We start from the raw sequence: 25962 nt of genomic DNA, 5'->3' as shown, positions 1-25962 counted from the left end.
CTCAGTTCAGGAATTAGAAGGCAATCAGATAGAAACCACCCATCTTCTGCTGAATGCCGCACCAATCGAGGCTGGACTGCTTGCCGTTGATAATCAGTTCGTTCTTGCCGTCATCGCGCAGGTAAAAATGGTGGGTTTCACCACGGCGGTCCATTGCCTGAAAGTAGTAATCGCTCTGCCAGCCGAGCTGTTCGTTACGCCACAACAGGGATTCGCCTTGCTCATACGTAACCGTTACCGATTTGGCTTTGATGATGGCTGGACAGAGCTGAGCCAGGTGGCCCACCTTCTCTTTGACGACTGAAGTGCGGTCGATTCCATCATGATTACCGCGCAGACTGATATTAACCTGCTGCTTGGTAGGCATTGCCAGATAAGCTACGCCACTACCAACCAGTGCAATCACTCCCAATACAGCCCAACCAAAACTGTTTATCTTTGCCATCTAAACTCTTCTTTTTCTGTTACTCGTTCACCGACTTGCAGAACTCCAGATAGTCGAGCGATCACTCGTCCATAAAGAGCTCGAGCAGTACGTTGAGGTAACGATGGCCCAGGGCCGTCAGTTGCCAGTGATCCCCGTGATCGTCGATCAGCTCCTTGCTGTGGGCGATGTCGAGCATGGTCTCGACCCGCTCCAGGGGCAGGCCGGTATAGGCTTCGAACTCCCACTTGGGCACGGGTTCGAACAGGCGGAAGCGGTTCATGAAGTACTCCAGCGGCAGATCCGCCGCCGCCACCTGCCACTGGCTGTCGAGGTAGTCCCGCACCGGATCCAGATAGCCCTTGGGGTGTTTGACCTTGGCGCTGCGCAGCACCTGTTGTCCCGCCAGATCCGTCACCTTGCCGTGGGCGCCGCAGCCGATGCCCAGATAGTCGCCAAAGCGCCAGTAGTTGAGGTTGTGGTGGCACTGGTAACCCTCCTTGGCGTAGGCGGAGATCTCGTACTGACGATAGCCCCGGGCGGTGAGCAGGGCATGGCCCCGCTCATAGATGTCCCAGAGGATGTCGTCATCGGGCAGGGTGGGCGGCTTGGAGGCAAACGCCGTGTTCGGCTCTATGGTGAGCTGATACCAGGAGAGATGGGGCGGCGCGCAGTCGATGGCCTGCTGCAGGTCGTAAAGCGCATCGTCCAGGCTCTGATCCGGCAGGCCGTGCATCAGATCCAGGTTGAAGGTGGGAAGCTTGATGGCGTGGGCCAGGGCGGCGGCCTTGCGCGCCTCCTCTGGGCCGTGGATGCGGCCGAGCCGGGTCAATTTGTCTTGCTGGAAGCTCTGCACCCCGATGGAGATGCGGTTGATGCCGGCGTGCTGGAAGCCGGCGAACTTGTCCGCCTCCACCGTGCCCGGATTGGCCTCCATGGTGATCTCGCAGTTCGTCATCAGAGGAATGCGCGAGCGCACCCCGTCCAGCAGCGCCTGCATCGCCTCCACGGAGAGCAGACTCGGCGTGCCACCGCCGATAAAGATGGAGGAGAGGGCCCGACCCTGAGCCCACTTGAGATCCTGGCTCAGATCCTCCAGCAGGGCGGCCACATATTCCATGTGCGGCAGCTCCCCCTTCTGGGCATGGGAGTTGAAGTCGCAGTAGGGGCACTTCTGGACACACCAGGGCACATGAATATAGAGGGAGAAGGGCGGCAGTTGCAGCATGGGGCTTCCAATGATCAAACAGGGGCCGATGGATTGGCCCTGGTAGCAGATGAGGATACGGGCTCGTCGAACCAAGGCTCAGCGAACAAACGGGGGCTGATGGCCCCCATTGTAGATGACAACGGTAGATGACAACGCAAACCTGGGTCTGTCGCTGTGCCTGAACTCAGTGCATCGCCGCCAGTGCGGCCTTGAGCTTGGCCAGGGCCTGGCCGCGGTGGCTGAGGCGGTTCTTGAGCTCGCTCGGCATCTGGGCGGCGCTGCAATCCTCGTCGGGCACGAAGAAGACGGGGTCATAGCCAAAGCCCTGTTCACCGCGGGGCGCATCCAGGATGAGGCCCTCCCAGCTCGCCTGACAGATGATGGGGGTGGGATCGTCGGCGTGGCGCATATAGACCAGCACGCACCAGAAGCGGGCGCTCTTGAGGTAGTCGGGGGCGCCGTTGAGCTCGGTCAGCAGCTTGTCGATGTTCTCCCTGTCGCTGGCCTGATCCCCGGCGAAGCGAGCGGAATAGACCCCGGGGCGACCATGGAGCAGATCCACTTCCAGACCAGAGTCGTCGGCCACGGCGGGCAGGCCGGTGAGGCGGGCGGCGTGGCGCGCTTTGATGATGGCGTTCTCGACGAAAGTGGTGCCCGTTTCGTCGGCATCGGGCACGGCAAACTCGCTCTGGGGGATCACCTGGATCTTCATGTCGGCCAACATGGCGGCCAATTCCTTGACCTTCTTCTGGTTTCCTGTTGCCAGGACAAGCTTGTTCATCGTGCACCTCCGCAAAAATAACCTGCGCATTCTACGGGCAGGCCCGCGTCAATCAAAGGGGCAATTGTCGAGTTTGTGGCACCCGGGGACGGGCGATGGGCCGACGTGCGCCAAGCAGGCTCACAGGGTGAGGCGGTCTGGCTCGAGCAGGGTGAGCGCGCCGCCATAGACGGCCCCCGTGTCTATCCAGCAGAGGTTGCCGTGGCGCCACCAGCCAGTGCGCAGCGGGGTGTGGCCCATCACCACCAGATCGACATGGGCGATCCGCGTCTGGGGCAGGGCGGGGTCTTGCAGCAGGCGCAGCAGGCGGCCGCGCTCCCACAGGAGAGCCTCCCTGTGCCTGGCCAGAAAGGCCGGGGTGAGCGCATGCCAATCGTCCGCCACCGGATCGGCATGCACCAGGCCGATGCGCCGACCCAGGGCCGTCTGCAGGGTGAGGGCCAGGGGCAAGCGGGCCAGCTGGGGCAGCCGCGCCCGGATCCTGGTCTGCTCCCGGGGGCTGAGGGCATCAAACCATGCGCCCCCGTTGCGACGCCAATGCGCCCTGGCCTGGGGATCGGCGCAGCTCAGGGCGCTGTGCAGCATGGCTTCGTGGTTGCCGAGCACCGCATGAAACCAGGGCTGGTCGAGCAGGGCCAGGCAGCCCGGGCTCTCTTCGCCCCGGTCGATGAGATCCCCCACCGAGCAGAGCCTGTCCCCGGCCGCCGGATCAAAGTCGAGGCGCGCCAGGGCCTGGTTGAGCTGGGCCAGGCAGCCGTGCAGATCCCCGACGATCAGGGTGCGGCCGGGGATGGAGATGACAGGGGGCATGGGACCTCCGGGTGTCCGCCAGCCAGGCGATGATCGGGTGTCGTGGGGGAGTGATTTCTCATATGGAATAACATTGGTGAGTAAATACCATTTCTGTTCATTTCACTGAGCCAGTAGACTGCCGCCCCACTCCAGTAAGCTTAGGCCTCCCCAGGCCCGTATGAGGTAAGTCATGCCCCTGATCCTGTTACTCGTGCTCTTGGTGCTGTTCAGCCCACTGGCCATCGACATCTATCTGCCGGCCATCCCGCAGATGGCCGAGCAACTGGGGGCCGACGTGACCCTGATGCAGGGCACCATCACCTGGTTTTTGTTCAGCATGGGACTGGGGCAGCTGCTGGTGGGGCCGCTTGCCGATCGCTACGGCCGCAAGCCGATCGCCCTGTGCGGCGTGCTGCTCTATGGCCTGAGCGCCCTGGGGGCCGGCTTCGCCGCCAGCCTGGGGGAGCTGATGCTGGCCCGGGTGCTGCAAGGCTTCGGCGCGTGCGCCACCTCGGTCGCCGCCTTCTCCGTGGTGCGTGACAGCTATGGCCCCAAGAAGAGCGGCCAGATGATCTCCTATCTCAACGGCGCCATCTGCTTCATCCCGGCGCTGGCCCCCCTGCTCGGTGGCTGGTTGACCGCCCAGGCGGGCTGGTCCGCAAACTTCTGGTTCATGGCGGGTTATGCCGCCCTGGTCGGTTGCTGGCTGGTGTGGCGCATGCCGGAGACCCGCCCCGAGGAGACCCGCAGCGAGGGGGCCCTGATCAGCTGGGAGCGTTACAGCCCTGTGCTGCGCTCCCCCAGCTTCCTGTTCAATGCCAGCCTCTGCATGCTGGCGATGGCGGTGATCCTGGCCTATGTCACGGCGGCGCCGGTGCAGCTGATGGTCAAGCTGGGACTGGACATGAACGGCTTCAGCCACTGGTTCACCGCCAATGCCGTCCTCAATATTGCCACCTGCTTCCTGGCACCGCGCTTCATCGCCAGGGTCGGCCCCAGGCGCACCCTGCGTCTCGGCTTGCTGGTGATCTGCCTGTCGGCCCTGATGCTGACCCTGGTGCAGCCTATTCCCCATCCCCTGGCCATGATGGGTCCTGTGTTCCTCTCCAGTATCGGGTTCGCCATGGTGCTGGGGGCCGCCGCCGGCATGGCGCTGGCCCCCTTCGGGCACTGCGCCGGCACCGCCGCCGCCCTGCTGGGCCTGTTCCAGATGAGCGGGGCCGGCGCCCTGGTCGGGATCACGGGGGCCCTGATGCCGGACCCCCTCAATCAGCTTGCCCTGCACATGTGGCTGCTGCTGCCGCCCCTGCTGGTGCTGCTGACCCGCCGTGGTCGCAGCCTCTGCGTCAATGGCTGAGGGATGTAGAAGAAGACGGGGGCCCAGGCTCCCGTCGTTCAACTTGTCCTGCCCATGTGGCTGCTGCTGCCGCCCCTGCTGGTGCTGCTGACCCGGCGTGGTCGCAGCCTCTGCGTCAATGGCTGAGGGAAGTAGAAAAGAAGACTGGGGCCCAGGCCCCCGTCGTTCAACTAGCCCTGCCCATGTGGCTGCTGCTGCCGCCCCTGCCGGTGTTGCTGACCCGCCGTGGCCGCAGCCTCTGCGTCAATGGCTGATGGAAAGAGGGGAGAAGACGGGGGCCCAGGCCCCCGTCTTTGTTTTTGCCCCTGGTGCCGCCCATCCGGTCAGAAGCTGTCTGAGCCCAGGCCTCTGCGGGGCCTGACCCTCGATGGCGACAAGAGGGAGAAGTTGGCCTGAACAGTGAGCAAGTTGTGCGTAAAATCGTTCATTGTTGATTCTTTGTGTCAATAAAGCGCGTTATTTCGGGTTTATTTATCCAATGGGTGAGAAAATATCATTGTGATACGCGTTTCTATTGTCCGGGGTTGGGGTTATATTCTGCGCGCCTCTTGGCTCCCTTTCATTGCTGATCGAAGAGGGGGCAAGATGCCTGTGATGGCAACGATGCCATCTCTCCAATTTCTTGAGGGTATGCACATGAACAAAGTACTGGTAGCCGGTATCCTGGGTCTGATGTTGACCGCCTGTGGTCAGAAAGAAGAAGCGGCGACCCCTGCCGCTGACGTTGCTGCCAAAGTAGAACAAGCCGCCAGCGAAGCCGGCGCCACCGTCGAGCAGGCCGCTGACAAGGCTGGTGAAGCCGCCGCCGATGCTGGTGCTGCCGTTGAGCAGGCCGCCAGCGACGCCGCCGACAAGGTTGAAGCCGCCGTGAGCGATGCCAAGGCCAACTAAGCCGGCTCTGCCTTGAGAGACGGGCCCGGGGATTTCCCCGGGCCCGTTTTCATTGCTGCCCCCGCTCAGGGGCGCGCCAGTCGGGATTGAGCAGGGCGGTCAGCACATGATCCTCCCAGCGGCCATTGATCATCAGGTAGTCGCGGGCATACCCCTCCCGCTCGAAGCCGAGCCGGGCCAGCAGGGCTGCGCTGCGCAGATTGGCCGGCATGTGGCTGGCCATGATGCGGTGCAGCCCCAGCTCGCCGAACAGGTAGTCGATTCCCCCCTGCACCACCTCCTGCATCAGCCCCTGGCCCTGGTGGGCCTCATCGATCGAGTAGCCCAGGTGACAGGCCTGGAACATGCCATGGACTATGTTGGTGAAGTTGCAGGTAGCGATCACCCGCTCCCCGCTGCCGTCGAGGGCCACCAGGTTGACCGCCTGGCCTGCGAAGAACTGGGCATAGCTCTCCCGCAGACGGGTGAACCAGCAGGCCAGGGTGTAGAACTCGGGGTCGCGTCTGGGCTCCCAGGGGGCCAGGTGCCGGCGGTTGCGCAGGTAGTAGTCGAGCATCAGATCCGCCCGCTCGGGGGGCAGCACGGTGAGCCGGGTGCGCGCCGTCGTCAGGTGAGGCAGGGCCATCAGGCATCCCTCTGCTGCAGCCATTCGTCCCGCAGCAGGCCGTAGAGGGCGTGATCCAGCACCCTGTCCCCCAGCCGCTCGGCCCGGCGCACGACCCCCTCCTGACGCATGCCGAGCCGCTCGCACAGGGCTCGGCTCGGTTCGTTGTCGAGGGCGGCACTGATCTCCACCTTCTCCATGGCCATCTCCTCGAAGGCATGATGGATGAGGGCGCGGCAGGCGCGCGTGACGATGCCGTTGCCCTGCCAGCGCTCCGCCAGCCAGTATCCCAGGGTCACCTTGCCCAGGCTGTGGTCGATCCGGTTGTAGCTGATGATGCCGACCAGATCCCCCTGATATTCGATGGCGGTGGTGAGGGACTCGCCCCGGGCGAACCCCTCGATGGCATGACGGATGAAGGTGGCCGTGTCGTCGTGGCGCTGGATGAGGGGAGGCCAGGGCAGCCACTGGGCGAGGTAATCCCGGTTCTGTCGACAGAGGGCGTACAGTTCGGTCGCCATGTCGGGCTGCAAGAAGATCAGCGCCAGTTCGTCATCCAGCTGCCAGGTGAACATAGGGTCTCTCCATCCATGCCATCGCGTTGTGTGGTGCCAATGTAGCCAATCGGCCCGTGGAGTGCCATGGGGTCGTCATCGTCTGCCGGTGTGCGAACCGGTACGGCGAAGCATATGGGGGACCCCTGTGACAGATATGCCGAATATGGGGGGGCATTTGGCCCCGGACTCCCCACCATTGACACAAGATGCTGAGCCGGTCGCCTTCAGGGCCCACCAGGGGGCGCATCAGCAGATCCTGCTACCCCTTTGTGCTGACTTGTCAGTTTTGACAGGGCGCAATCTGGCGGGCGCTCGCTAGCTTAGAGGCGCCGGGAGTGGCCCGGCATATCATCGATTTTAAGGAAAGCTGAGATGAACAGAGTCTATGTGGCCGTCGCGCTGGCCTGCTGGGGCGGCATTGCCCTGGCGGCCGAGCAGGTAACCATCACCCAGGTCGCGGGCATGCAAGGGGCGCCGAGTGGCGCGGCCGGAGTGAGCGCACTGGCAGGGGAGGGGGAGTATCGCCAGGTGCGGGCCGTCACCCTGCCCAATGGTCAACAGCGGGTCCGCTATGAGCAGACCTGGCACGGGATCCCGGTCTGGGGTCAGGTGCTGGTGGCCGAGCAGTCTCTCGGCGGCCAGGTCAGCAAGCTGTCCGGTCAGATGCTGCGCCAGATCGAGGGCGATCTCGCCAGCCCGAAAGCCAGCCTCTCCCCCGCCGACGCGGCGGCCAAGGCCCGCGCCGGGGCCAAGGGCAGCAACGAGCGGGTCAAGCTGTTCGTGGTGCAGGATGAGGCGGGCCAGGCCCGGCTGGTCTACCTGGTCTCCTGGCTGGCGGCGAGCGAAGTGCCGAGTCGCCCCTTCGTGATGGTGGATGCCAACAGCGGCGCCGAGCTCAAGCGCTGGGAGGGGATCAACCACCAGAACGCCGGTGGACCCGGGGGCAACATCAAGACAGGGAAGTACTTCTATGGCGCCGATTTCGGCCCCCTGGTGGTCGATGCCAACTGCCGCATGAGCAGCACCCATGTCGATACCATCAACATGAACCATGGTACCTCGGGGGGATCCATCCACCAGTTCACCTGCCCGGAGAACACGGTCAAGGAGATCAACGGCGCCTACTCTCCCCTCAACGACGCCCATTACTTCGGCAACGTGGTGTTCGACATGTACCGCAACTGGTACAACACGGCGCCGCTGAGCTTCAAGCTGAAGATGCGGGTGCACTACAGCCGCAACTACGAGAACGCCTTCTGGGACGGCAGCCAGATGACCTTCGGTGACGGCGCCACCACCTTCCATCCCCTGGTGAGCCTGGACGTGGCCGCCCACGAGGTGAGCCACGGTTTCACCGAGCAGAACTCGGGGCTGGTCTACTCGGGCCAGTCCGGCGGCATCAACGAGGCCTTCTCGGACATGGCGGGCGAGGCGGCGGAAAACTACATGAAGGGCAGCAACGACTGGCTGGTGGGGGCCCAGATCTTCAAGGGCAACGGCTCCCTGCGCTACTTCGAGGATCCGACCCGGGACGGCAGCTCCATCGGCCATGCCAGCGACTATCGCAACGGCATGGACGTACACCACAGCTCCGGGGTCTACAACCGCGCCTTCTACCTGCTGGCCAATACCAGCGGCTGGAACACCCGCAAGGCGTTCGAGGTGTTCGTGCTGGCCAACCGCCTCTACTGGGGCCCCAACACCAGCTTCGATCAGGGGGCCTGCGGCGTGACCAAGGCCGCCACGGATCTTGGCTACGGCCTCGGTGACGTGGCGGCCGCCTTCAGCGCAGTCGGGGTCAATGCCGGCTGTGGCACCACCCCGCCCCCGCCGGGCAGCGTGCTGCAAAACGGGGTGCCGATGAGCAACCTCGCCGCCGCCAAGGGGGGCAAACTGAATTTCACCGTCGAGGTGCCCGCCGGTCGCAGCCAGCTGGTGGTCGCCAGCAGTGGCGGCAGCGGTGATGCGGATCTCTACGTGAAGTTCGGCGCGGCGCCCACGGCGACCAGCTATGACTGCCGTCCCTACCAGAGCGGCAACACCGAGACCTGCACCCTCAATGCCCCCAGGGCGGGGATCTGGCATGTGCAGCTGAGCGGTTACAGCGCCTTCTCCGGCGTGACCCTCAAGGCCAGCTACTGAGCCTGAACGGCATAAAGAAGAGCGCCGGCCTGGTCCGGCGCTTTTTTATGTGAGGTCCCCCGCCCAGCGCCGGGCCAGGGTGCGGGCGGCCTCGAGCACCCGCTCCTTCTCCGGGTTGGGGCGCTTGCCGCCGCGCCAGGCCATCATGACGTCCCAGTGATCCGGCGGCAGATCCGTCACATCCAGCTGCACCAGGCGACCGAACTCCAGATCCCGGGCGATGGCCAGGGCGGGCATCAGGGTGATGAAGCCGTGCTCCAGGGCCAGCTCCCGGGCGGCGCTGGCGGGCTGGATGGCATGGAGGGGCCGGGTCACCTGGCGCAGCAGCCTCAGCTGGATCAGCAGCTCATCGCAGCCCGTGCCCCACTGCTGGGGGGCGAGGCGCTCGTTGGCGATGTCTTGCAGGGTCAACCCCTGGCGACCGGCCAGGGGATGGGTGGCACAGGCCACCGCTATGATGGGGGAGCGGTAGAGCAGCTCGAGCTGGATGCCGGCGATGGCGGGGCACTTGAGGATGAAGCCGACATCCGTCTCCCCGGTCAGCAGCTCCTGCATGATGATACCGGAGTGATCCGTGCTGCAGCGGATCTCGAAGCTCTCGTCCACCAGGGCCAGCAACAGGGGGCCGAACACCACAGTAGTGAGGGAGGGGAGGCAGGAGAGGCGGATGCGTGGCAGCAGGGGTGTGCCCTGCAGGGCGAGCTGGCCGGCCGCCAGGGTGGCGAGGGCGGTATTGACCGCCGGTAGAAACTGTTCGCAGGCCGTGGTGGGGGTGGCTCCGCGGCGATGGCGGCGAAACAGCGGCTGGCCGAGGGCCTGCTCCAGCACGGCGATGCGCTGGCTCACCATGGGTTGCGACCAGCCCCTCACCGCGGCCGCCTTGCTGAAGCTGCCCCGGTTGACCACATCCAGCAGCAGTTGCAGATCATCGAGCGTCATAGCCATAAAATTTTCCAATATGAAATATAGCCAGTTGTCGGCTACCACTATATCTCTGCCCCTCGCAGAATAGCAGCATCAATTGGGGACAGAGGTGGCTATGGTGGAGCGGGCGCGGCGGCTGGGACGCTGGTTCTTGGCATTGGATTCCTTGCTGGTGATCCTGGGGTTCTTCGTGGTGATGCCCATGATCAGCCTGAGGTTCGTCGATCAGCTTGGCTGGGCGGCTGGGGTGGTGGGGCTGGCCCTGGGCCTACGTCAGCTGAGCCAGCAGGGGCTCGGCATCTTCGGCGGGTCGCTCGCCGATCGCTTCGGGGCGCGGCCGCTCATCGTTGGCGGCATGCTGCTGCGGGCCCTGGGATTCGCCAGTCTGGCCTATGCCGAGAGCGGCCTGGCCCTGATCCTCTCCTGCGTGGTCTCAGGCCTCGGGGGCTGCCTGTTCGATCCGCCACGGGCGGCCCTGGTCATCAAGTTCACCCGTCCCCATCAGCGCGGGCGTTACATCTCGCTGTTGATGATGCTGGAGAGCGCCGGGGCCGTGCTCGGCGCCCTGCTCGGCAGCTGGCTGCTCAACTTCGACTTCGAATATGTCTGCCTGTTGGGGGCTGGGCTCTTCGTCTGCGCCGCCCTGTGCAACTGGCTGATCCTGCCCGCCTACAGGATCTCCCTGCGTCCCACGCCGATCAAGGCCGGGCTCGGCCGGGTGTTGGCGGACAAGGGCTTCTGCCGGGTGGTGCTGATCTTGAGCGGCTACTATGCGCTCTGGGTGCAGGTGATGCTGATCTTCCCCATTCTGGTCAAGCAGATGGCGGGCAGCAGCACGGCGGTGGGCTGGATGTACAGCCTGGAGGCGGCCCTCTCCCTGGCGCTGCTCTATCCCCTGGCCCGCTACGGCGAGCGCCACTTCCGGCTGGAGACCCGGTTGCTGGCGGGCATCTTGCTGATGACCACCGGCATAGGCCTGGTGGCGTTTGCCACCAGCCTGGAGGCAATCTTCGTGCTGCTGGCCTGCTTCTATCTCGGCATCATCATAGTTGAGCCGGCCCGGGAGACCCTGATGACCCGGCTGGCCCACCCCAGCGCGCGGGGCAGTTACATGGGCTTCAGCCGGCTCGGCCTGGCCCTGGGGGGCATGACGGGGTACGTGGGCGGCGGCGCGCTCCATGACTACGCCATGGCCCAGGGACAGCCCTGGCTGCCCTGGCTGGTGCTCGGCACCGTCGGCGTGGTGACCCTGTTGCTGCTGGCGCGCTGCTTCGCCCACCGCCCGGAGCTGGCCCAGCTCCGGGCGTGAGCGCGAGACAAGAAGAGACCGGCCGCTGATGCGGCCGGTGTCGTTGCAGGGGGTCTTGCCTGAGCGGCGGCCATGAAAAAGCGGCCCGCAGGCCGCTTTTTCAGAGCAGGGCGTGTCGGGGTCAGAGCATGAGACCGCCGAAGAAGAAGCCCAGGGTCACGGCCATGGCGATGGTGGCGACACCCGGTACGAAGAAGGGGTGATTGAACACCGCCTTGCCGATACGGGTGGAGCCGGTGTCGTCCATTTCCACCGCGGCCAGCAGGGTCGGGTAGGTGGGCAGCACGAACAGGGCGCTCACGGCGGCGAAGGAGGCAATCGCGGTCAGCGGGCTGACCCCCAGTGCCAGGGCGGCCGGCATCAGAGCCTTTGTGGTGGCACCCTGGGAGTAGAGCAGCATGGAGGAGAAGAACAAGACCACCGCCAGCAGCCAGCTGTAGTTGTTGAGCAGATCGCCGGCCACCATCTGGATGGTGTCCATGTTGCCCTTCACGAATACGTTGCCGAGCCAGGCCACCCCCAGCACGCAGATACAGGCGGACATGCCGGACTTGAAGGTGGGCATGTTGGTGACCTGGGTGGCGTCCAGCTTGCATACCAGGGTCATGATGGTGGCGGCGGCGAGCATGATGCCCATGATGGCGCCATCGCGGGGGATGGGCGGGTGGGCAATCAGACCCACGTTGCCTGAGATGGCGGTGGCATAGGCCATGACGGCGACGATGGCGGCGACGAAGATGCCGACGGACAGCTTGGCATAGGGCTTGAGCTCGACCTGGCTGGTACCGCGCAGCTTGATCAGACCTTTCGCCTTGCGCTCCAGATAGACCTCATCTTGCTCCAGCGGCTTGCCCATCAGGTTCGCCACGAAGGCGCCCAGGATACAGGCCAGGAAGCTGGAGGGGATGCAGATGGCCAGCAGGGTCAGGTAGTCGACGCCAAAGGGTTCCAGCATGCCGGAGAAGGCCACTACGGCCGCCGAGATGGGGGAGGCGGTGATGGCGATCTGGGAGGCAATCACGGCGATGGAGAGCGGGCGGGAGGGGCGAATGCCCTGCTCCTTGGCCACCTCGGCGATCACCGGCAGGGTGGAGAAGGCGGTGTGACCCGTCCCGGCCAGCATGGTCATCAGGTAGGTGACCACGGGGGCGGCGAAGGTGATGTGCTTGGGATTCTTGCGCAGGGCCTTCTCGGCCAGGGAGACCAGGTAGTCCATGCCGCCGGCCAGCTGCATGCAGGCGATGGCGCAGATGACGGACGCGATGATCATGATCACGTCCCAGGGGATGTAACTGACCAGCTGATCACCCGGGATCTGCATGCCCAGCCCCCAGGTCAGCACCAGCACCCCCAGGCCACCGGCGAAGCCGATGCCTATGCTGCCTATTCTGGCCCCCAGATAGATAGCGCCGAGCACGACGGCCAACTCGATTCCAATCATAGTGAACACTCCGTTATTTTTTAGTTTTGAAAATGAGCTCTGGCATAAAGCCATTTCCCGATGGGCCGGGTGAACCTGCGCGTCGGGAAATGGCTTTCAGGGCCGGGAGTGTCCCGGCCCTGACTCGCTTATACGGTGGCGCCGCGCTGGAAGCGTTTGGCCTTGTACTGCGGGTTCATCAGGTTGTCGATGGAGAGGATCTCGTCGAGCTGTTCCGGGGTCAGCAGGCCGCGCTCGAGCACGACTTCACGGACGTTCTTGCCGGTCTGGGCACAGATCTTGCCGACGATATCCCCTTCGTGGTGACCGATGAAGGGGTTGAGGTAGGTGACGATACCGATGGAGTTGAGCACGTGGTTCATGCAGATCTCCGGGTTGGCGGTGATGCCTTCCACGCACTTCTCGCGCAGGGAGATGCAGGCATTCTTCATCAGGCTCAGGGATTCGAACATGGCCTGACCAATCACCGGCTCCATCACGTTCAGCTGCAGCTGACCCGCCTCGGCGGCGAAGGTAATGGTGACGTCGTTGCCGAACACCTTGAAGCAGGCCTGGTTGACCACTTCCGGGATGACCGGGTTGACCTTGGCCGGCATGATGGAGGAGCCAGCCTGCATCTCCGGCAGGTTGATCTCTTTGAGCGCGGTGCGCGGGCCGGAGGAGAGCAGACGCAGGTCGTTGCAGATCTTGGAGAGCTTCATGGCCAGACGCTTGACGGCGCCGTGCAGCATGACGTAGGCGCCGCAGTCGGAGGTCGCCTCGATCAGATCCTCGGCGGGCACATAGGCGCGGCCGGTGATCTCGGCCAGGCGCTGGATGGCCAGGGCGGAGTACTCGGGCGGGGTGTTGAGGCCGGTCCCGATGGCGGTGGCCCCCAGGTTCACCTCCAGCAGCAGCTCCTGGCAACGCTTGATGGACTTGATCTCTTCACGCAGGGTGACGGCGAAGGCGTGGAACTCCTGACCCAGGGTCATGGGCACGGCGTCTTGCAGCTGGGTGCGGCCCATCTTGAGCACGCCGCTGAACTCCTTGGCCTTGGCATCAAAGGCGGTGATCAGATCTTCCAGGGCATCCAGGGTGGTGTCCGTGCTGTTGACCACGGCGACGCGGAAACCGGTCGGGTAGGCATCGTTGGTGGACTGGCACTTGTTGACGTGGTCGTTCGGGTTGATGACGTCGTAGTGACCCTTCTCCAGCCCCATGATTTCGAGGGCGATGTTGGCCAGCACTTCGTTGGTGTTCATGTTGACCGAGGTACCGGCGCCGCCTTGGTAGACGTCGATCGGGAACTGGTCGAAACACTTGCCGGTGTTGAGCATGAGGTCGCAGGCTTCGACTATCTTGTCGGCGATTTCCGGACGAATGGTGCCCAGCTCGCCGTTGGCGAGGGCGGCGGCCTTCTTGGTCAGCACCATGCCACGGACAAACTCGGGAACGTCAGAAATTTTCTGAGTGCTCAGCTTGAAGTTTTCGACCGCCCGCAGGGTATGGACGCCGTAGTAGAGTTCATTGGACACTTCTTTGGTGCCCAGCAGATCTTCTTCGATGCGGACGTTGTTGATGTCGCTCATTGTCATGCCTCAGAAATCAGATAAATGGAAAATGATCCTCACCGAGTGGTCGCGAGTTCCTTGCGCACGGCTCATCCTGAAGCACCACACATCGAGTGGGGCGGTAGGGGAATGGCTCCCCAATTACTGTCGGCAACTTTACCCCAATGGGGGTAATCCTAACTAGACGCAGATCACTAAATTTGAGAGATTTTCAAATTTATTGCGGCTATTCAACAGATGTTGCAATTGACCCATTTACTGTGACAGAACAGGGCAGTGACGCCCAGCCATGTCAGCAGAATTTTTCCCTGAAATCACGAGTGGATCGCGCTTTGACTTGAAGATGCAGGCATCCCCCCCCATCTAATGGACAGGAATGCCGTTTCTTTGACCCGAACAGGGTGGAGAAGGCGAGTGCCAGCCAGGACTGGCCTATCTCTATCAAGCCGCACCGAGGTCAACATGGGTAAGTTGTTTCTGCTGTTTATCGGTCTCTCCCTGCTGGAGCTGACCGTCATGATCCAGGTGGGGACCGTGATCGGCGCCCTGCCGACCGTGGTACTCATAGTGCTGACCGCCATGGTGGGCAGCGCCCTGGTGAGGCGGCAGGGGCTCAAGACCCTGCTCGAGGCCCAGCAACGGATGCAACTGGGCGAGATGCCGGCCCGCGAACTGCTGGGGGGCATGCTGCTCGCCCTGGCGGGCTTGCTGCTGATCGTGCCGGGATTTGTCACCGACCTGCTGGGGCTGCTGCTGTTGCTGCCGCCGCTGCGGGGTCGATTGGCCGACAAGCTGGTCAAGGGGGTCAGGGTGCAGGGGGCCATGGGGGGCTTCCCATCCCAGGAGGGTTTTGGAACCTCCCCTGAGTCCAGGCTGCACGATCGTCCCGGCACCACCATAGAGGGGGAGTTCGAGCGCAAGGAGTGATCCTCGCGCCGACGGGGACTTTGCCCCGGCTGGGACAGGATGAGACGCAACGGGGCCGCAACAGCGGCCCCGTTTGTCATATGGCTTCGCGGCCCCCGCCTTAGCGGCGGCAGAGCCGCTCGAAGTGGTGGTGGGCATAAAACCAGGCCAGAGACCCTGCCACCAGATTGGCGATCAGTATGCCCAGATAGACTCCCTCCTCCCCGCCCAGCCGGGCGCCGAGCCAGGCCCCGGGCAGCAACAGGCAGAACAGCCTCATACCATTGAACAGGAAAGAGATGCTGGAGGCCCGCACCCCATTGAGGGAGGAGGCCAGCAGCATCACCATGCCCTGAAAACCGTAGCCGATGGGCACCAGATGCAGGTAGAGGACGATGAGGCGCACCACCTGGGGGTGGTCGCTGAACAGGGTGGCTATCAGGGGGGCGAGCAGCCAGGTCAGGCCATAGATGGCGAGCTGGAACAGCAGGGCGAAGCGCATGCAGAGCAGCAGCGCCGCCTTGGCCCTGGCCGGATTGCTCGCGCCGCAGTTCTGGGACACGAAGGGCGCCAGCACCGAGGAGAGCGCCATCATCACGATCAGCAGCAAAGCCTCGACCCGGGATGCCGCCCCGTAGGCGGCCACCACTTCGGTGCCCAGCCCGGCGAAGATGGTCATCAGCACGGCGTTGGCCAGGGGGTTGAGCATGTTGGTAAACGATGCGGGCACGGCCACCTGGAGCAGGGCGCGCCAGTGAGCCAGCAGGGCGTGACGGGGCGAGAGGCGCCAGCGCAGCAGGCCTTCCCGGTGACGCAATATGTAGAGGCTGACCAGCATGGCCATCAGCCAGGAGAGGGAGGTGGCGATGGCCGCCCCGCGAATGCCCCACTCGGGGAAGGGGCCTATGCCGAAGATGAGCAGGGGATCCAGCACCCCGTTGACCAGGCCGGCCACCGCCATCACCAGGCTGGGGGTCTTGGTGTCCCCGCTGGCGCGAATGGCGGCATTGCCCACCATGGGCAGCGCCAGCATGGGCACCGTCAGGTACCAGATCAACATGTAGTCGTGGATGAGGGCGATCAGCGCCTCCCCTGCCCCCAGCAGACGAAACAGGGGGTTGATGGTGAGGGCGCCCAGCAGGGCGAGGGCACAGACCAGGACCACGGCGAGGAACAGGCTGTCCGTGGTGAGGTGGGCCGCCTCCTCGTGCTTGCCCTGGCCCAGGGTATGGCCGATCACGGCGCTGAGCCCGGCCCCCAGTCCCATGGCCAGGGAGGTGATCACGAAGGTGACCGGGAAGGTGAAGCTGATGGCCGCCAGTGCCTGGGTGCCCAGCATGCCGATGAAGAAGGTGTCGATCAGGTTGAAGGCCAGGATGGCGACGATGCCGAGGATCATGGGACCTGTCATGCGCAGCAGAACGGCGGGCATGGGGGCGGTCAGCATGGGATTGGGTCGGGTCAAGGGCTCGTCTCTTCACGGCTGGGGACTGAGGTCTGGTTTGCGCTGGGGCAAACCCGGGTCCATGACGGGGCACGGCTATCCATCGAAGGCGTTCATAGTACGTGAAAAAATTTTTTTTGTATCCGCCCTTGAAGGGGCGGAATAAGTGCCCCACATCTGGGACATATGCAATTTGGCCAGGAATGGCCATTCCTCAAGTAACAAAGTGACTCATTTTGGGAGAGTTATCGATGAAAATTCGTCCACTGCACGACCGCGTCATCATCAAGCGCATCGAGGCTGAAGCCAAATCCGCTGGCGGTATCGTCCTGACTGGTACTGCGGCTCAGAAGTCCACCCGTGGTGAAGTTCTGGCCGTGGGGACTGGTCGAATTCTGGATAATGGCGAAGTGAAAGCCCTCGCAGTCAAGGTCGGTGACCAGGTGATCTTCAACGAAGGTTACGGCGTCAAGACCGAGAAGCTGGACGGCCAGGACGTGCTGATCCTGTCCGAGACCGACATCCTGGCGATCGTCGAAGCGTAATTTTTCCTTCCCCCGAATTGATTAAAGGATTCAACAATCATGGCAGCTAAAGAAGTTAAGTTTGGCAACGAAGCCCGCATCAAAATGCTGGAAGGCGTCAACATCCTGGCCGATGCCGTCAAGGTGACCCTGGGCCCGAAAGGCCGCAACGTGGTACTGGACAAGTCCTTCGGTGCCCCGACCATCACCAAGGATGGCGTCTCCGTCGCCCGTGAAATCGAACTGGAAGACAAGTTCCAGAACATGGGCGCTCAGATGGTCAAGGAAGTCGCTTCCAAGGCCAACGACGCCGCCGGTGACGGCACCACCACCGCCACCGTGCTGGCTCAGGCCATCGTCAACGAAGGCCTGAAGGCCGTTGCCGCCGGCATGAACCCCATGGATCTGAAGCGTGGTATCGACAAGGCCGTGGTGGCCGCCGTTGCCGAGCTGCAGACCCTGTCACAGCCCTGCGCCGACAGCAATGCCATCGCCCAGGTCGGCACCATCTCCGCCAACTCCGACGAGAAAGTGGGCAAGCTGATTGCCGAAGCCATGGACAAGGTCGGCCGTGATGGCGTCATCACAGTCGAAGATGGCCAGGGCCTGGAAGACGAGCTGGCCGTGGTGGAAGGCATGCAGTTCGACCGTGGCTACCTCTCCCCCTATTTCGTCAACAAGCCGGAAACCGGCGCCGTCGAGCTGGATGACCCCTTCATCCTGCTGGTGGACAAGAAAGTCTCCAACATCCGCGAAATGCTGCCGGTGCTGGAAGGCGTGGCCAAGGCGGGCAAACCCCTGCTGATCGTCGCCGAAGACGTGGAAGGCGAAGCCCTGGCGACCCTGGTGGTCAACACCATGCGTGGCATCGTCAAGGTGGCTGCTGTCAAGGCCCCTGGCTTCGGTGACCGTCGCAAGGCCATGCTGCAAGATATCGCCATCCTGACCGGCGGTACCGTCATCTCCGAAGAGGTGGGCATGGAGCTGGAGAAGGCGGCACTGGAAGATCTGGGCCGCGCCAAGCGCATCGTCATCACCAAAGAGAACACCACCATCATCGATGGCGTGGGTGATGCTGCCCTGATCGAGAGCCGTGTGGCTCAGATCCGTCAGCAGATCGAAGAGACCTCCTCCGATTACGATCGCGAGAAGCTGCAAGAGCGCGTGGCCAAGCTGGCCGGCGGTGTTGCCGTGATCAAGGTGGGCGCTGCCACCGAAGTCGAGATGAAAGAGAAGAAAGCCCGCGTCGACGATGCCCTGCACGCCACTCGCGCTGCCGTGGAAGAAGGCGTGGTGGCCGGTGGTGGTGTCGCCCTGGTGCGCGTGGCCGCCAAGCTGACTGGCCTGCGTGGCGACAACGAAGATCAGAACGTGGGTATCAAGGTCGCCCTGCGCGCCATGGAAGCCCCGCTGCGTCAGATCGTCATCAACGCCGGTGAAGAGGCCTCCGTCATCGCCAATGCCGTGAAGAACGGTGAAGGCAACTACGGCTACAACGCTTACTCCGAACAGTATGGCGACATGCTGGCCATGGGGATCCTGGATCCGACCAAGGTCACCCGCTCCGCGCTGCAGTTCGCCTCTTCCATCGCCGGTCTGATGATCACCACAGAGTGCATGGTCACCGAACTGCCGAAGAAAGATGCCCCTGCCATGCCGGATATGGGCGGCATGGGTGGCATGGGCGGCATGATGTAATCGCACCTTGCCATCAAACGGCCCGCATTGGCGGGCCGTTTTTTTTACTGCGGTTAAACTGGTTATATTGATAATGAAATCATTGGTGTATCTATGATGAAACTCGCTGTTTTCGCCCTGCTTGCCGGTCTCATGAGCCCGGTCATGGCCATGGAGGCGCCCAGGGGACCCGTCATCCTGACCGTGACCGGCAACGTCCAGGCCGAGCACGCGCAAGATGGCCGGGTCGCGCTGGATCTTGCCCTCATCCAGTCCCTGCCCCAGCACGAGATAGTCACCAGCAATCCCTGGGTCGACAAACCCCATCACTACAAGGGACCCAAGGTGGCGGATCTGCTGGCGGCGCTCGATGCCAGGGGCAAGACCCTGACCCTGACCGCCCTCAACAGTTTTCAGATCAAGGTCGATTGGGAGAAGGTGCAGCAATACGAGCCCATACTGGCCTGGCAGGACGACGGCATCACCATGCGGGTACGTGACAAGGGACCGCTTTGGTTTATCCTACCCTTGGACCAATATCCGGAACTCAAGCAGTCTGTCTTCACCGACATGATGATCTGGCAACTGAGTGCCATCGATATCCAGCACTGACGAGGGGGGAGGGCGGGTGAAAAGAAAGAGTTGGCCGATATTGCTCATTCTCTACCTCTCCATACTCTCATTCACCGGGAGTACCCTCTACTGCCTGGTGCAGATCCAGAATGCGACCCGGGTCATGGAGAAGTACACCTATGACGTCTCCTGGGCCTTGATGCAGTTGCAACTGGAGCTGGGACGCTTTCTCAATTCGGTCGAGCTCTACCATTATGGCGGCATCGACCATGACACCCTGATGCTGCGCTACGACATCCTGTGGAGCCGCACCCCTGTGCTGCTGAGCGGCCAGCTGCGCGAGAGCCTGCACGACAAGCAGAAGGCCCTGCGTCTGGTGCAGCTGATCGAGAGCACCATCCGCGAGCTCGAGCCCCGTATCATGGCTCTCAATAGCGGCAATGGTGACTATCAACAGGTGATGATGCGGCTCTCTCCCTTGCAAGAGCCACTCTCCTACTCCCTCGCCTCCGTGATGCAACAGAACATCAAGGTCTACACGGGCAATGACCAGCGTTTTGGCTCTTTGCGCAACTCCTTGCTGTTCATGGTGAGCGGTCTGCTGCTGTCTGTGGTCATGCTCAGCATCCTGCTGATCCGTGAGGGACGCCGTCACTATCGGGAGGCTCGCCTCGATCCGTTGACCGGTCTCTCCAATCGCCTCGCCCTGCTGGAGCAGATGGAGGAGTGCGTCACCCGGGAGCAGCCCTTTGGGCTGGTGCTGATAGACATCAACGAGTTTCGCGATATCAACAGCAAGTTTGGCTACAACATCGGCGATCTCTTGCTGCAAGAGCTGGCACGCCGGCTGACCTCACTGTGCAACGAGAGTGAATGGGCCGCGCGGCTGGTGGGGGATCAATTCGCCATCATCCAGCGCGGCAGCAGCGACCTCAAGCAGGTGCGCGAGCTGGTCTCCCGTCTGCTCCATCTGATCAAGCAGGACATACTGCTGGATCACTACCCGTTTCGCCTGGAGGTGGGGATCGGTATCGCCTTCTTCCCGATGGACAGCGAGGAGACTCAGGAGCTGCTGAGCCGGGCCGAGCAGGCGCTTTTCCACAGTCGCAAGACCCATGTGCCCTATGTCATCTACGACAAGTCCCTGCAAAACGAGACGGCAAGGCGCAAGCACCTGGCCTCCGACATGGTGGTGGCTCTCGAGCGCAATGCCCTCGAACTCTACTACCAGCCCATCATCAATCTGGAGACGGGACGCTGCGAAGCCGTCGAGGCCTTGCTGCGCTGGCGCCACCCCGAGCTTGGCTTCATTCCTCCCAATGAGGTGATCCAGGTGGCCGAGGAGTTTCAGCTGGCCGAGAAGCTGGGCAGCTGGGTGTTGAATACGGCCTGTGAGCAGCTCTATCAATGGCAGCAACTGGGATTGGTCGATCTGCAGATGTGCGTCAACATCTCCCCCGGCATGTACCAGCGCAGCCTGCTGAAACTGGTCGCCAAGGCCTTGATGGATCATCATATTCCCGCCACCCACCTGGTGCTGGAGGTGACGGAGGACACGACGATGCACGAGGTGAAAAATTCGCTGCAACTGATGCAGGACCTGGATCAGCAGGGGGTGCAGCTGGCCCTTGATGATTTTGGTACCGGCTACTCCTCCCTCAGCTATCTGCAGAAACTGCCGGTGAGCAAGGTGAAGATCGACCGCTCCTTCATCCAGGGGATCGACAGTTCCGTCGAGGCCGCGGAGCTGGTCGCCAACATCTGCCGACTCGGCTCCATGCTGGGCAAGACGCTGGTGTGCGAGGGAATTGAGACCCAGGCCCAGCTCGATGTGCTGCGCAGCCTCACCGATATTCATCTCTATGGTCAGGGCTACCTGTTCAGCCGTCCGGCCCAGGCCGAGGCCGCCTATCAGACTCTGCTGGAGATGGAAGAGCGTTGGCTGGGGGGCAAAGAATCCGGCAAGGCATGCAACAGTTGAACGATCGTGGCTCATGGTTCTGCTCCCCTGGCCGATAGCCTGAAGGCAGGAGGAATGCAAATGGAAATATCTGGTTCTACATCTGCATCTTATGGAAGTGCCATGATGGTCGCCAGCCTGGCGAAGAAGCAACAGGTGCAGGAGGGGCAAACCGCCCTGGCCCTGTTGCAGGGCGCAGCGCAGTCCGCTCCCGCGCCCAAGAGCACGGCAGGCAGCACCCTGGGTGGCAACATCAACATCCACGTATGATGCCAAGCAACAAAAAGCCTCGGTCTCTCGACCGAGGCTTTTCTTTATTTGGGAGTCTGTATAGGGAGCCTTAGCAGGAGAAGGGAGCCGGGGCCTCAAAGGTCATCCGCTCGCCGCTGCGGGGGTGGCTGATGGTCAGACTGGCCGCATGGAGATAGAGATGGGGAGCCGCCGCCAGGGCCTGTGGGTGGGCATAGAGGTTGTCCCCGAGGATGGGGTGCCCAAGTTCTAGCATATGGACCCGCAGCTGGTGCGAGCGACCCGTGATGGGGGTCAGCTTGATCAGGCTGTTGCCGTTTTCCACCTTCAGCGTCTGCCACAGGGTCAGGGCATGGCGCCCCTCCTCGAAATCCACCTTCTGTTTGGGCCGGTTCGGCCAGTCCACGCACAGAGGCAGGTCAATCTCGCCGGACTGCGCCGCCGGCTCGCCCCAGACCCAGGCGAGATAGTGCTTCTCCGTCTCCCGCTCGCGAAATTGCCGGCTCAGCTCCCGGTGGGCATTGGGGTTGAGCGGGATCACCAGCACCCCGGTGGTGGACATGTCTAGGCGATGGGCCGCCGCCGCCTTGGGGTGCTGCTGCTTCACCCTGTGCAGGACGCTGTCTTCATTCTCGGGGCCGCGCCCGGGGACGCTCAGCAGGCCGGTGGGCTTGTTGACCACCATGATGTCCTTGTCCTTGAACAGGATATCGAGCCAGGGTTCCAGAGGCGGTGAGTATTCAAACATAAAGGTCTCGCATCAGAAGGTGGGGGCAAGCCCCCATCGGTTATGGGTAACCACAATCATAAAGGGCATGAGATCCCGCGTGGGCCGGATCATGGCTCTTCACTGCTTTGTCAGTTATGGGTGACCACGATAAAGAGTGCATGGCATCCAGCCTGATCAGGTCATGGCTCTTTAGTACCGCGTCAGTTATGGGTGGCCACGATAAAAAGGGCATGGCATCCAGCCTGATCAGGTCATGCCTCTTTAGTACCGCGTCAGTTATGGCTGACCACGATAAAAAGGGCATGGCATCCAGCCTGATCAGGTCATGCCTCTTTAGTATCAAGTCAGTTATGGGTGACCACGATAAAGCGGATGGCATCCAGCTTGAGTTGGGTCTGATCGATCAGGTGGTGCAGCTCCGCTTGCAGGTCGCGCAGATAGTCGATCTCGCTGTCACGCACGTTCGGGTTGACGGCCTTGAGGGCTTCCAGCCGGTCCAGATCCTGTTGCAGCGTCTGCGCCATCTGACCACGGGCCTCATCGACGATGGCGACCTTCAGGGTGTCGGCAATGACCTGACCCTTGCCGATCAGCCCATGGATCACCGGCTGGGACGCAGTCACCAACTTGCTGCCCAGGTGACGATTGACCGGGGTCAGCTGGCGGTTGAAGGCATCGAACGCCACTTTTTCGCCCAGGTTCTGGCCGTTCTTGTCCATCAGCAGACGGATCGGAGTTGGCGGCATGAAACGGTAAAGCTGAGGGTGGGCCGCCGACTCGGCCACGAAGATCAGCTCCAGCAGGATGGAGCCCACCGGCAGCGCCTTGTTCTTGAGCAGGGCAACCGAGGTGGCCCCAATCTCGGAACCCAGGATCAGATCTATGCCGCCGCGCATGATGGGGTGATCCCAGGAGAGGAAGAACATATCGTCCCGGGAGAGGGCGGTATCCCTGTCGAAGGTGACCGTCATGCCGTCCTGGGGCAGGCCCGGGAAGCTGGAGACCAGCATGTGATCCCCCGGGGTCAGCACCAGGGCGTTTTCGCCCCTGTCATCCTGATTGACGCCGATCTCGTCGAACATCTTGAGGGCAAACGAGATCATGGCTGTGTCGTCATCTTCGGCGGCCAGCTTCTCGACCAGCTGTCTGGCGGCATCGCCCCCGCTGGAGTGGATCTCCAGCAGGCGATCGCGCCCCTGCTCGAGGCGCGCCTTGAGCGGTTCGTGCAACTCGCGGGTTCGGTCGAGCAAGGCGTCGAGTTCGTCGGTGTCACCGCTGTTGGCGGCCAGCAGCTCGAACAGCTGATCCTGCACGGCCTCGAATACCGGGCGGGCCGTGGGGCAGGTCTGCTCGAAGGCATCCAGGCCATCATGGTACCAGCGCAGGAGCGCAGGCTGGGCACTGCCCGCCAGGTAGGGGACGTGGATCTCGACCGTGTTCTGCTGGCCAATCCGGTCCAGACGACCGATGCGCTGCTCCAGCAGATCCGGGTTGAGGGGCAGGTCGAACAACACCAGGTGGCTGGCAAACTGGAAGTTGCGACCCTCGGAGCCGATCTCGGAGCAGAGCAGCACCTGGGCGCCGCCCTCGGCCTGCGCGAAATAGGCGGACGCCTGATCCCGCTCCAGGATGGACATGCCTTCGTGGAAGACGGTGGCGCGGATCCCCTCGCGGGTGCGCAGTGCCTCTTCCAGAGCCAGGGCGGTGGCCGCCTCCGAGCAGATTACCAGCACCTTCTGCTGGCGCGCGCCGAGCAGCAGCTCCAGCAGCCAGTCGATGCGGGGGTCGAACTGGGTCCAGCTGGCGCTATCGCCCTCGAACTGCTGGTAGATCTTCTCCGGATAGAGGTAGCGCAGGGCGCGAGCCTGCAGGTCGCCCCCATTGCCCCCCATCATGCTCATCACCTTGATGGCGGTCTTGTACTGCTCCGGCAGCGGCATGGGGTAGACATTGAGGTGACGCTCGGGGAAGCCCTGGATATTGGCGCGGCTGTTGCGAAACAGCACCCGGCCGGTGCCGTGCTGGTCCAGCAGCTTGGCGACCGCCTGCTGACGGGCGGCAGCATCGCGCAGATCCAGCCCTTCCAGCTGGCTGGCGAGGATCTGCTTGGCCTCCTCGTTCAGGGTCTCGCCATCGAGCAGCTCCTGGGCTGCCGTGGCCACCTGGCCATAGGCCTGTTCCTCGGCGAGGAAGGCATCGTAGTCGTAGAAGCGCTCGGGATCGAGCAGACGCAGGCGGGCAAAGTGGCTCTGGTGGCCCAGCTGATCCGGGGTGGCGGTCAGCAGCAGCACGCCCGGCACCTGTTCGGCCAGGGCTTCCACCATCTCATAGGCGCGGCTCGGCGCCTCCACGCTCCACTCCAGGTGATGGGCCTCGTCGACCACCAGCAGATCCCATTCGGCTTCCAGCACCTGTTCGAAGCGGCGGCGCTTCTTGCGCAGGAAGTCGAGGCTGCAGATCACCAGCTGTTCGGTCTCGAAGGGGTTCTCCGCATCGGCGAAGGCTTCGATGCAGCGCTCCTCGTCAAACAGGGAGAAGTGCAGGTTGAAGCGGCGCAGCATCTCGACCAGCCACTGATGCTGCAGGGTCTCGGGCAGTAGGATGAGCACCCGCTGGGCGCGACCGGAGAGCAGCTGCTGGTGGATGATCATGCCCGCTTCTATGGTCTTGCCCAGACCCACTTCATCGGCCAGCAGGACACGGGGGGCATAGCGATGACCCACCTCATGGGCGATATAGAGCTGATGGGGGATCAGGCTGACCCGGCCACCGGCCAGACCGCGGGTCGGGTTACGACGGCGCTTGTGCTGATTGACCAGGGCTTCGTAGCGCAGGGTAAAGCGGGACATCCGATCGATCTGACCGGCGAACAGGCGCTCCTGCGGCTTGTTGAACTTGATGAAATTGTTGAGAAACACTTCCTTGAGCGCCACGGGTTCACCGTTGTCGGTGCGTGTGCCTACATATATAAGGAGGCCATCCTTTTCCTGCACTTCGTCGACGGTCAGGGTCCAGTCCTCATGGCTGGCAATCTGATCCCCCACATTGAAGCTGACCCGGGTGACCGGCGCCTCTTCTTTGGCATACATGCGGTTTTCACCGGTCGCCGGAAACAGCAGGGTCACCATGCGCCCTTCGACGGCCACAACTGTTCCCAACCCCAGATCCGTTTCCGTATCACTAATCCAACGCTGGCCAAGTGCAAAAGGCATTAAACTCTCCAAAGCCCAACAAGAGTGTGTGAATCACAAAGGGGCGCTATGTTACCCGAAGGCGTGAACGCGATCATCATGGATATGGTTGGCAGCAAAGATAGCCACTCCTCCCTATGTGTCATGGAGCCCCATTGCCCCTGACCGGCTTGTCCGTTGGGTTAAGCGCTCAATAAATGAGTGTTTTGCTGCATTTACCAGCGAACGCACTCTTTCTGTCATCTTTTTGTCATTCTTCCCTTGCCAGCGGGCGCGCCATCCCTATAATGCGCCCCTACCAGCACGGCGGAACACGCCAACCTGATGAGCCAGCTTCCTTGTGAAGCAGGCGCCGAAAGAAAAGCGAAAACAACCGCTTGACTTTCGAAGTGAGGAGCGTAAGATGCGCCTCCTCAACGCGATAAGCGTGACGCTCTTTAACAATTTGAATCAAGCAATCTGTGTGGGCACTCACAGCATCGAGCATCAAAATTAATTTTTGATTTTCAATGTCTGGTGAAGTGACCAAGACGACTTGTTAGCAATAACAAGCCGAACAGTTTATTTCAGCAATTCATTGAGCCGCTTTTCGAAGCAACCAAACTTAAATTGAAGAGTTTGATCATGGCTCAGATTGAACGCTGGCGGCAGGCCTAACACATGCAAGTCGAGCGGCAGCGGGAAAGTAGCTTGCTACTTTTGCCGGCGAGCGGCGGACGGGTG

22 protein-coding genes and 1 rRNA gene are annotated in these 25962 nt (G+C 62.5%); 11 read left to right on the top strand and 12 right to left on the bottom strand.

All coding sequences use genetic code 11. The features are described from left to right. Window positions 1-13: 13 nt before the first annotated feature. The 4 genes from ACLHZ1_RS11280 to ACLHZ1_RS11265 all read right to left on the bottom strand — a co-directional run bounded on the left by ACLHZ1_RS11280 (window position 14) and on the right by ACLHZ1_RS11265 (window position 3225). On the bottom strand, window positions 14-445 hold the full coding sequence (locus tag ACLHZ1_RS11280) for a hypothetical protein (RefSeq protein WP_427262165.1): 432 nt from the start codon (window positions 443-445) through the stop codon (window positions 14-16). A 61-nt stretch (window positions 446-506) separates the two neighbouring features. Continuing rightward, the gene (hemW, locus tag ACLHZ1_RS11275; protein ID WP_427262164.1) at window positions 507-1652 is read right to left on the bottom strand and encodes a radical SAM family heme chaperone HemW; all 1146 of its coding nucleotides are present in this window, start codon (window positions 1650-1652) and stop codon (window positions 507-509) included. Window positions 1653-1818: 166 nt separating this feature from the next. Further along, a complete protein-coding gene (gene rdgB, locus ACLHZ1_RS11270) occupies window positions 1819-2415 on the bottom strand; it encodes an RdgB/HAM1 family non-canonical purine NTP pyrophosphatase (RefSeq protein ID WP_427262163.1) in 597 nt (198 codons plus the stop codon). A 120-nt stretch (window positions 2416-2535) separates the two neighbouring features. After that, window positions 2536-3225 (bottom strand): metallophosphoesterase, encoded by a 690-nt coding sequence (locus tag ACLHZ1_RS11265; protein WP_427262162.1) that lies wholly within the window; start codon window positions 3223-3225, stop codon window positions 2536-2538. Window positions 3226-3397: 172 nt separating this feature from the next. Between ACLHZ1_RS11265 and ACLHZ1_RS11260 the strand changes: the two genes are divergently transcribed. Beyond that, the gene (locus ACLHZ1_RS11260; RefSeq protein ID WP_427262161.1) at window positions 3398-4564 is read left to right on the top strand and encodes a multidrug effflux MFS transporter; all 1167 of its coding nucleotides are present in this window, start codon (window positions 3398-3400) and stop codon (window positions 4562-4564) included. Between the two features lie 636 nt (window positions 4565-5200). Then, window positions 5201-5455 carry a hypothetical protein gene (locus ACLHZ1_RS11255; protein ID WP_427262160.1) on the top strand — a complete coding sequence of 85 codons (255 nt, stop codon included), beginning with the start codon at window positions 5201-5203 and terminating at the stop codon, window positions 5453-5455. Window positions 5456-5504: 49 nt separating this feature from the next. Here ACLHZ1_RS11255 and ACLHZ1_RS11250 read toward each other — a convergent pair whose 3' ends face one another. Both ACLHZ1_RS11250 and ACLHZ1_RS11245 read right to left on the bottom strand, forming a co-directional pair. Next, entirely contained in the window at window positions 5505-6080 is a 576-nt protein-coding gene (locus ACLHZ1_RS11250) for a GNAT family N-acetyltransferase (RefSeq protein ID WP_427262159.1), read from the bottom strand. After that, window positions 6080-6634: a GNAT family N-acetyltransferase gene (locus tag ACLHZ1_RS11245; RefSeq protein WP_427262158.1), complete on the bottom strand. Its 555-nt coding sequence runs from the start codon at window positions 6632-6634 to the stop codon at window positions 6080-6082. Before ACLHZ1_RS11245 ends, ACLHZ1_RS11250 begins: the two co-directional genes overlap by 1 nt. Before the next feature lie 354 nt (window positions 6635-6988). On the opposite strand from ACLHZ1_RS11245, the gene ACLHZ1_RS11240 reads away from it, so the two are divergent. After that, window positions 6989-8758 (top strand): M4 family metallopeptidase, encoded by a 1770-nt coding sequence (locus ACLHZ1_RS11240; protein ID WP_427262157.1) that lies wholly within the window; start codon window positions 6989-6991, stop codon window positions 8756-8758. Between the two features lie 45 nt (window positions 8759-8803). Here ACLHZ1_RS11240 and ACLHZ1_RS11235 read toward each other — a convergent pair whose 3' ends face one another. Beyond that, a complete protein-coding gene (locus ACLHZ1_RS11235) occupies window positions 8804-9703 on the bottom strand; it encodes a LysR family transcriptional regulator (RefSeq protein WP_408801196.1) in 900 nt (299 codons plus the stop codon). Between the two features lie 94 nt (window positions 9704-9797). Between ACLHZ1_RS11235 and mdtH the strand changes: the two genes are divergently transcribed. Then, window positions 9798-10991, top strand: coding sequence for a multidrug efflux MFS transporter MdtH (mdtH, locus tag ACLHZ1_RS11230; protein WP_427262217.1), 1194 nt, complete (start codon window positions 9798-9800; stop codon window positions 10989-10991). Window positions 10992-11112: 121 nt separating this feature from the next. Here mdtH and ACLHZ1_RS11225 read toward each other — a convergent pair whose 3' ends face one another. Both ACLHZ1_RS11225 and aspA read right to left on the bottom strand, forming a co-directional pair. Continuing rightward, window positions 11113-12432: an anaerobic C4-dicarboxylate transporter gene (locus tag ACLHZ1_RS11225; RefSeq protein WP_427262156.1), complete on the bottom strand. Its 1320-nt coding sequence runs from the start codon at window positions 12430-12432 to the stop codon at window positions 11113-11115. Between the two features lie 128 nt (window positions 12433-12560). Beyond that, entirely contained in the window at window positions 12561-14003 is a 1443-nt protein-coding gene (gene aspA, locus ACLHZ1_RS11220) for an aspartate ammonia-lyase (protein ID WP_427262155.1), read from the bottom strand. 444 nt (window positions 14004-14447) lie between these two features. On the opposite strand from aspA, the gene ACLHZ1_RS11215 reads away from it, so the two are divergent. Beyond that, window positions 14448-14912 (top strand): FxsA family protein, encoded by a 465-nt coding sequence (locus ACLHZ1_RS11215; RefSeq protein ID WP_427262154.1) that lies wholly within the window; start codon window positions 14448-14450, stop codon window positions 14910-14912. Window positions 14913-15012: 100 nt separating this feature from the next. Here the strand turns inward: ACLHZ1_RS11215 and ACLHZ1_RS11210 are convergent, their stop codons facing one another. After that, window positions 15013-16338, bottom strand: coding sequence for an MATE family efflux transporter (locus tag ACLHZ1_RS11210; RefSeq protein ID WP_427262216.1), 1326 nt, complete (start codon window positions 16336-16338; stop codon window positions 15013-15015). A gap of 248 nt (window positions 16339-16586) precedes the next feature. Here ACLHZ1_RS11210 and ACLHZ1_RS11205 point away from each other — a divergent pair, with 248 nt between their 5' ends. The 5 genes from ACLHZ1_RS11205 (at window position 16587) to ACLHZ1_RS11185 (ending at window position 21339) form a co-directional block, all read left to right on the top strand. After that, window positions 16587-16880, top strand: a complete 294-nt coding sequence (locus tag ACLHZ1_RS11205; RefSeq protein ID WP_041995438.1) for a co-chaperone GroES — start codon at window positions 16587-16589, stop codon at window positions 16878-16880. Window positions 16881-16919: 39 nt separating this feature from the next. Then, a complete protein-coding gene (gene groL, locus ACLHZ1_RS11200; protein ID WP_427262153.1) occupies window positions 16920-18557 on the top strand; it encodes a chaperonin GroEL in 1638 nt (545 codons plus the stop codon). Window positions 18558-18650: 93 nt separating this feature from the next. After that, the gene (locus ACLHZ1_RS11195; protein WP_427262152.1) at window positions 18651-19148 is read left to right on the top strand and encodes a molybdopterin-binding oxidoreductase; all 498 of its coding nucleotides are present in this window, start codon (window positions 18651-18653) and stop codon (window positions 19146-19148) included. 124 nt (window positions 19149-19272) lie between these two features. Then, window positions 19273-21090, top strand: coding sequence for a putative bifunctional diguanylate cyclase/phosphodiesterase (locus tag ACLHZ1_RS11190; RefSeq protein ID WP_427262215.1), 1818 nt, complete (start codon window positions 19273-19275; stop codon window positions 21088-21090). Between the two features lie 102 nt (window positions 21091-21192). After that, entirely contained in the window at window positions 21193-21339 is a 147-nt protein-coding gene (locus ACLHZ1_RS11185) for a hypothetical protein (protein WP_244911325.1), read from the top strand. A gap of 70 nt (window positions 21340-21409) precedes the next feature. On the opposite strand, the gene rluA is transcribed toward ACLHZ1_RS11185, so the two are convergent. Further along, window positions 21410-22066, bottom strand: a complete 657-nt coding sequence (gene rluA / locus ACLHZ1_RS11180; RefSeq protein WP_408775853.1) for a bifunctional tRNA pseudouridine(32) synthase/23S rRNA pseudouridine(746) synthase RluA — start codon at window positions 22064-22066, stop codon at window positions 21410-21412. A 326-nt stretch (window positions 22067-22392) separates the two neighbouring features. Further along, entirely contained in the window at window positions 22393-25260 is a 2868-nt protein-coding gene (gene rapA, locus ACLHZ1_RS11175; protein WP_427262151.1) for an RNA polymerase-associated protein RapA, read from the bottom strand. A 585-nt stretch (window positions 25261-25845) separates the two neighbouring features. On the opposite strand from rapA, the gene ACLHZ1_RS11170 reads away from it, so the two are divergent. Then, window positions 25846-25962: ribosomal RNA gene (locus ACLHZ1_RS11170) — 16S ribosomal RNA — on the top strand; the annotation flags it as partial.

Origin of the sequence: Aeromonas sobria (assembly GCF_050266975.1) — a bacterium.
GTDB classification, from domain to species: domain Bacteria; phylum Pseudomonadota; class Gammaproteobacteria; order Enterobacterales; family Aeromonadaceae; genus Aeromonas; species Aeromonas sobria_B.
The sequence above is the reverse complement of the archived record's forward strand: the minus strand, read 5'-3'. Positions and strand labels throughout refer to the sequence as shown.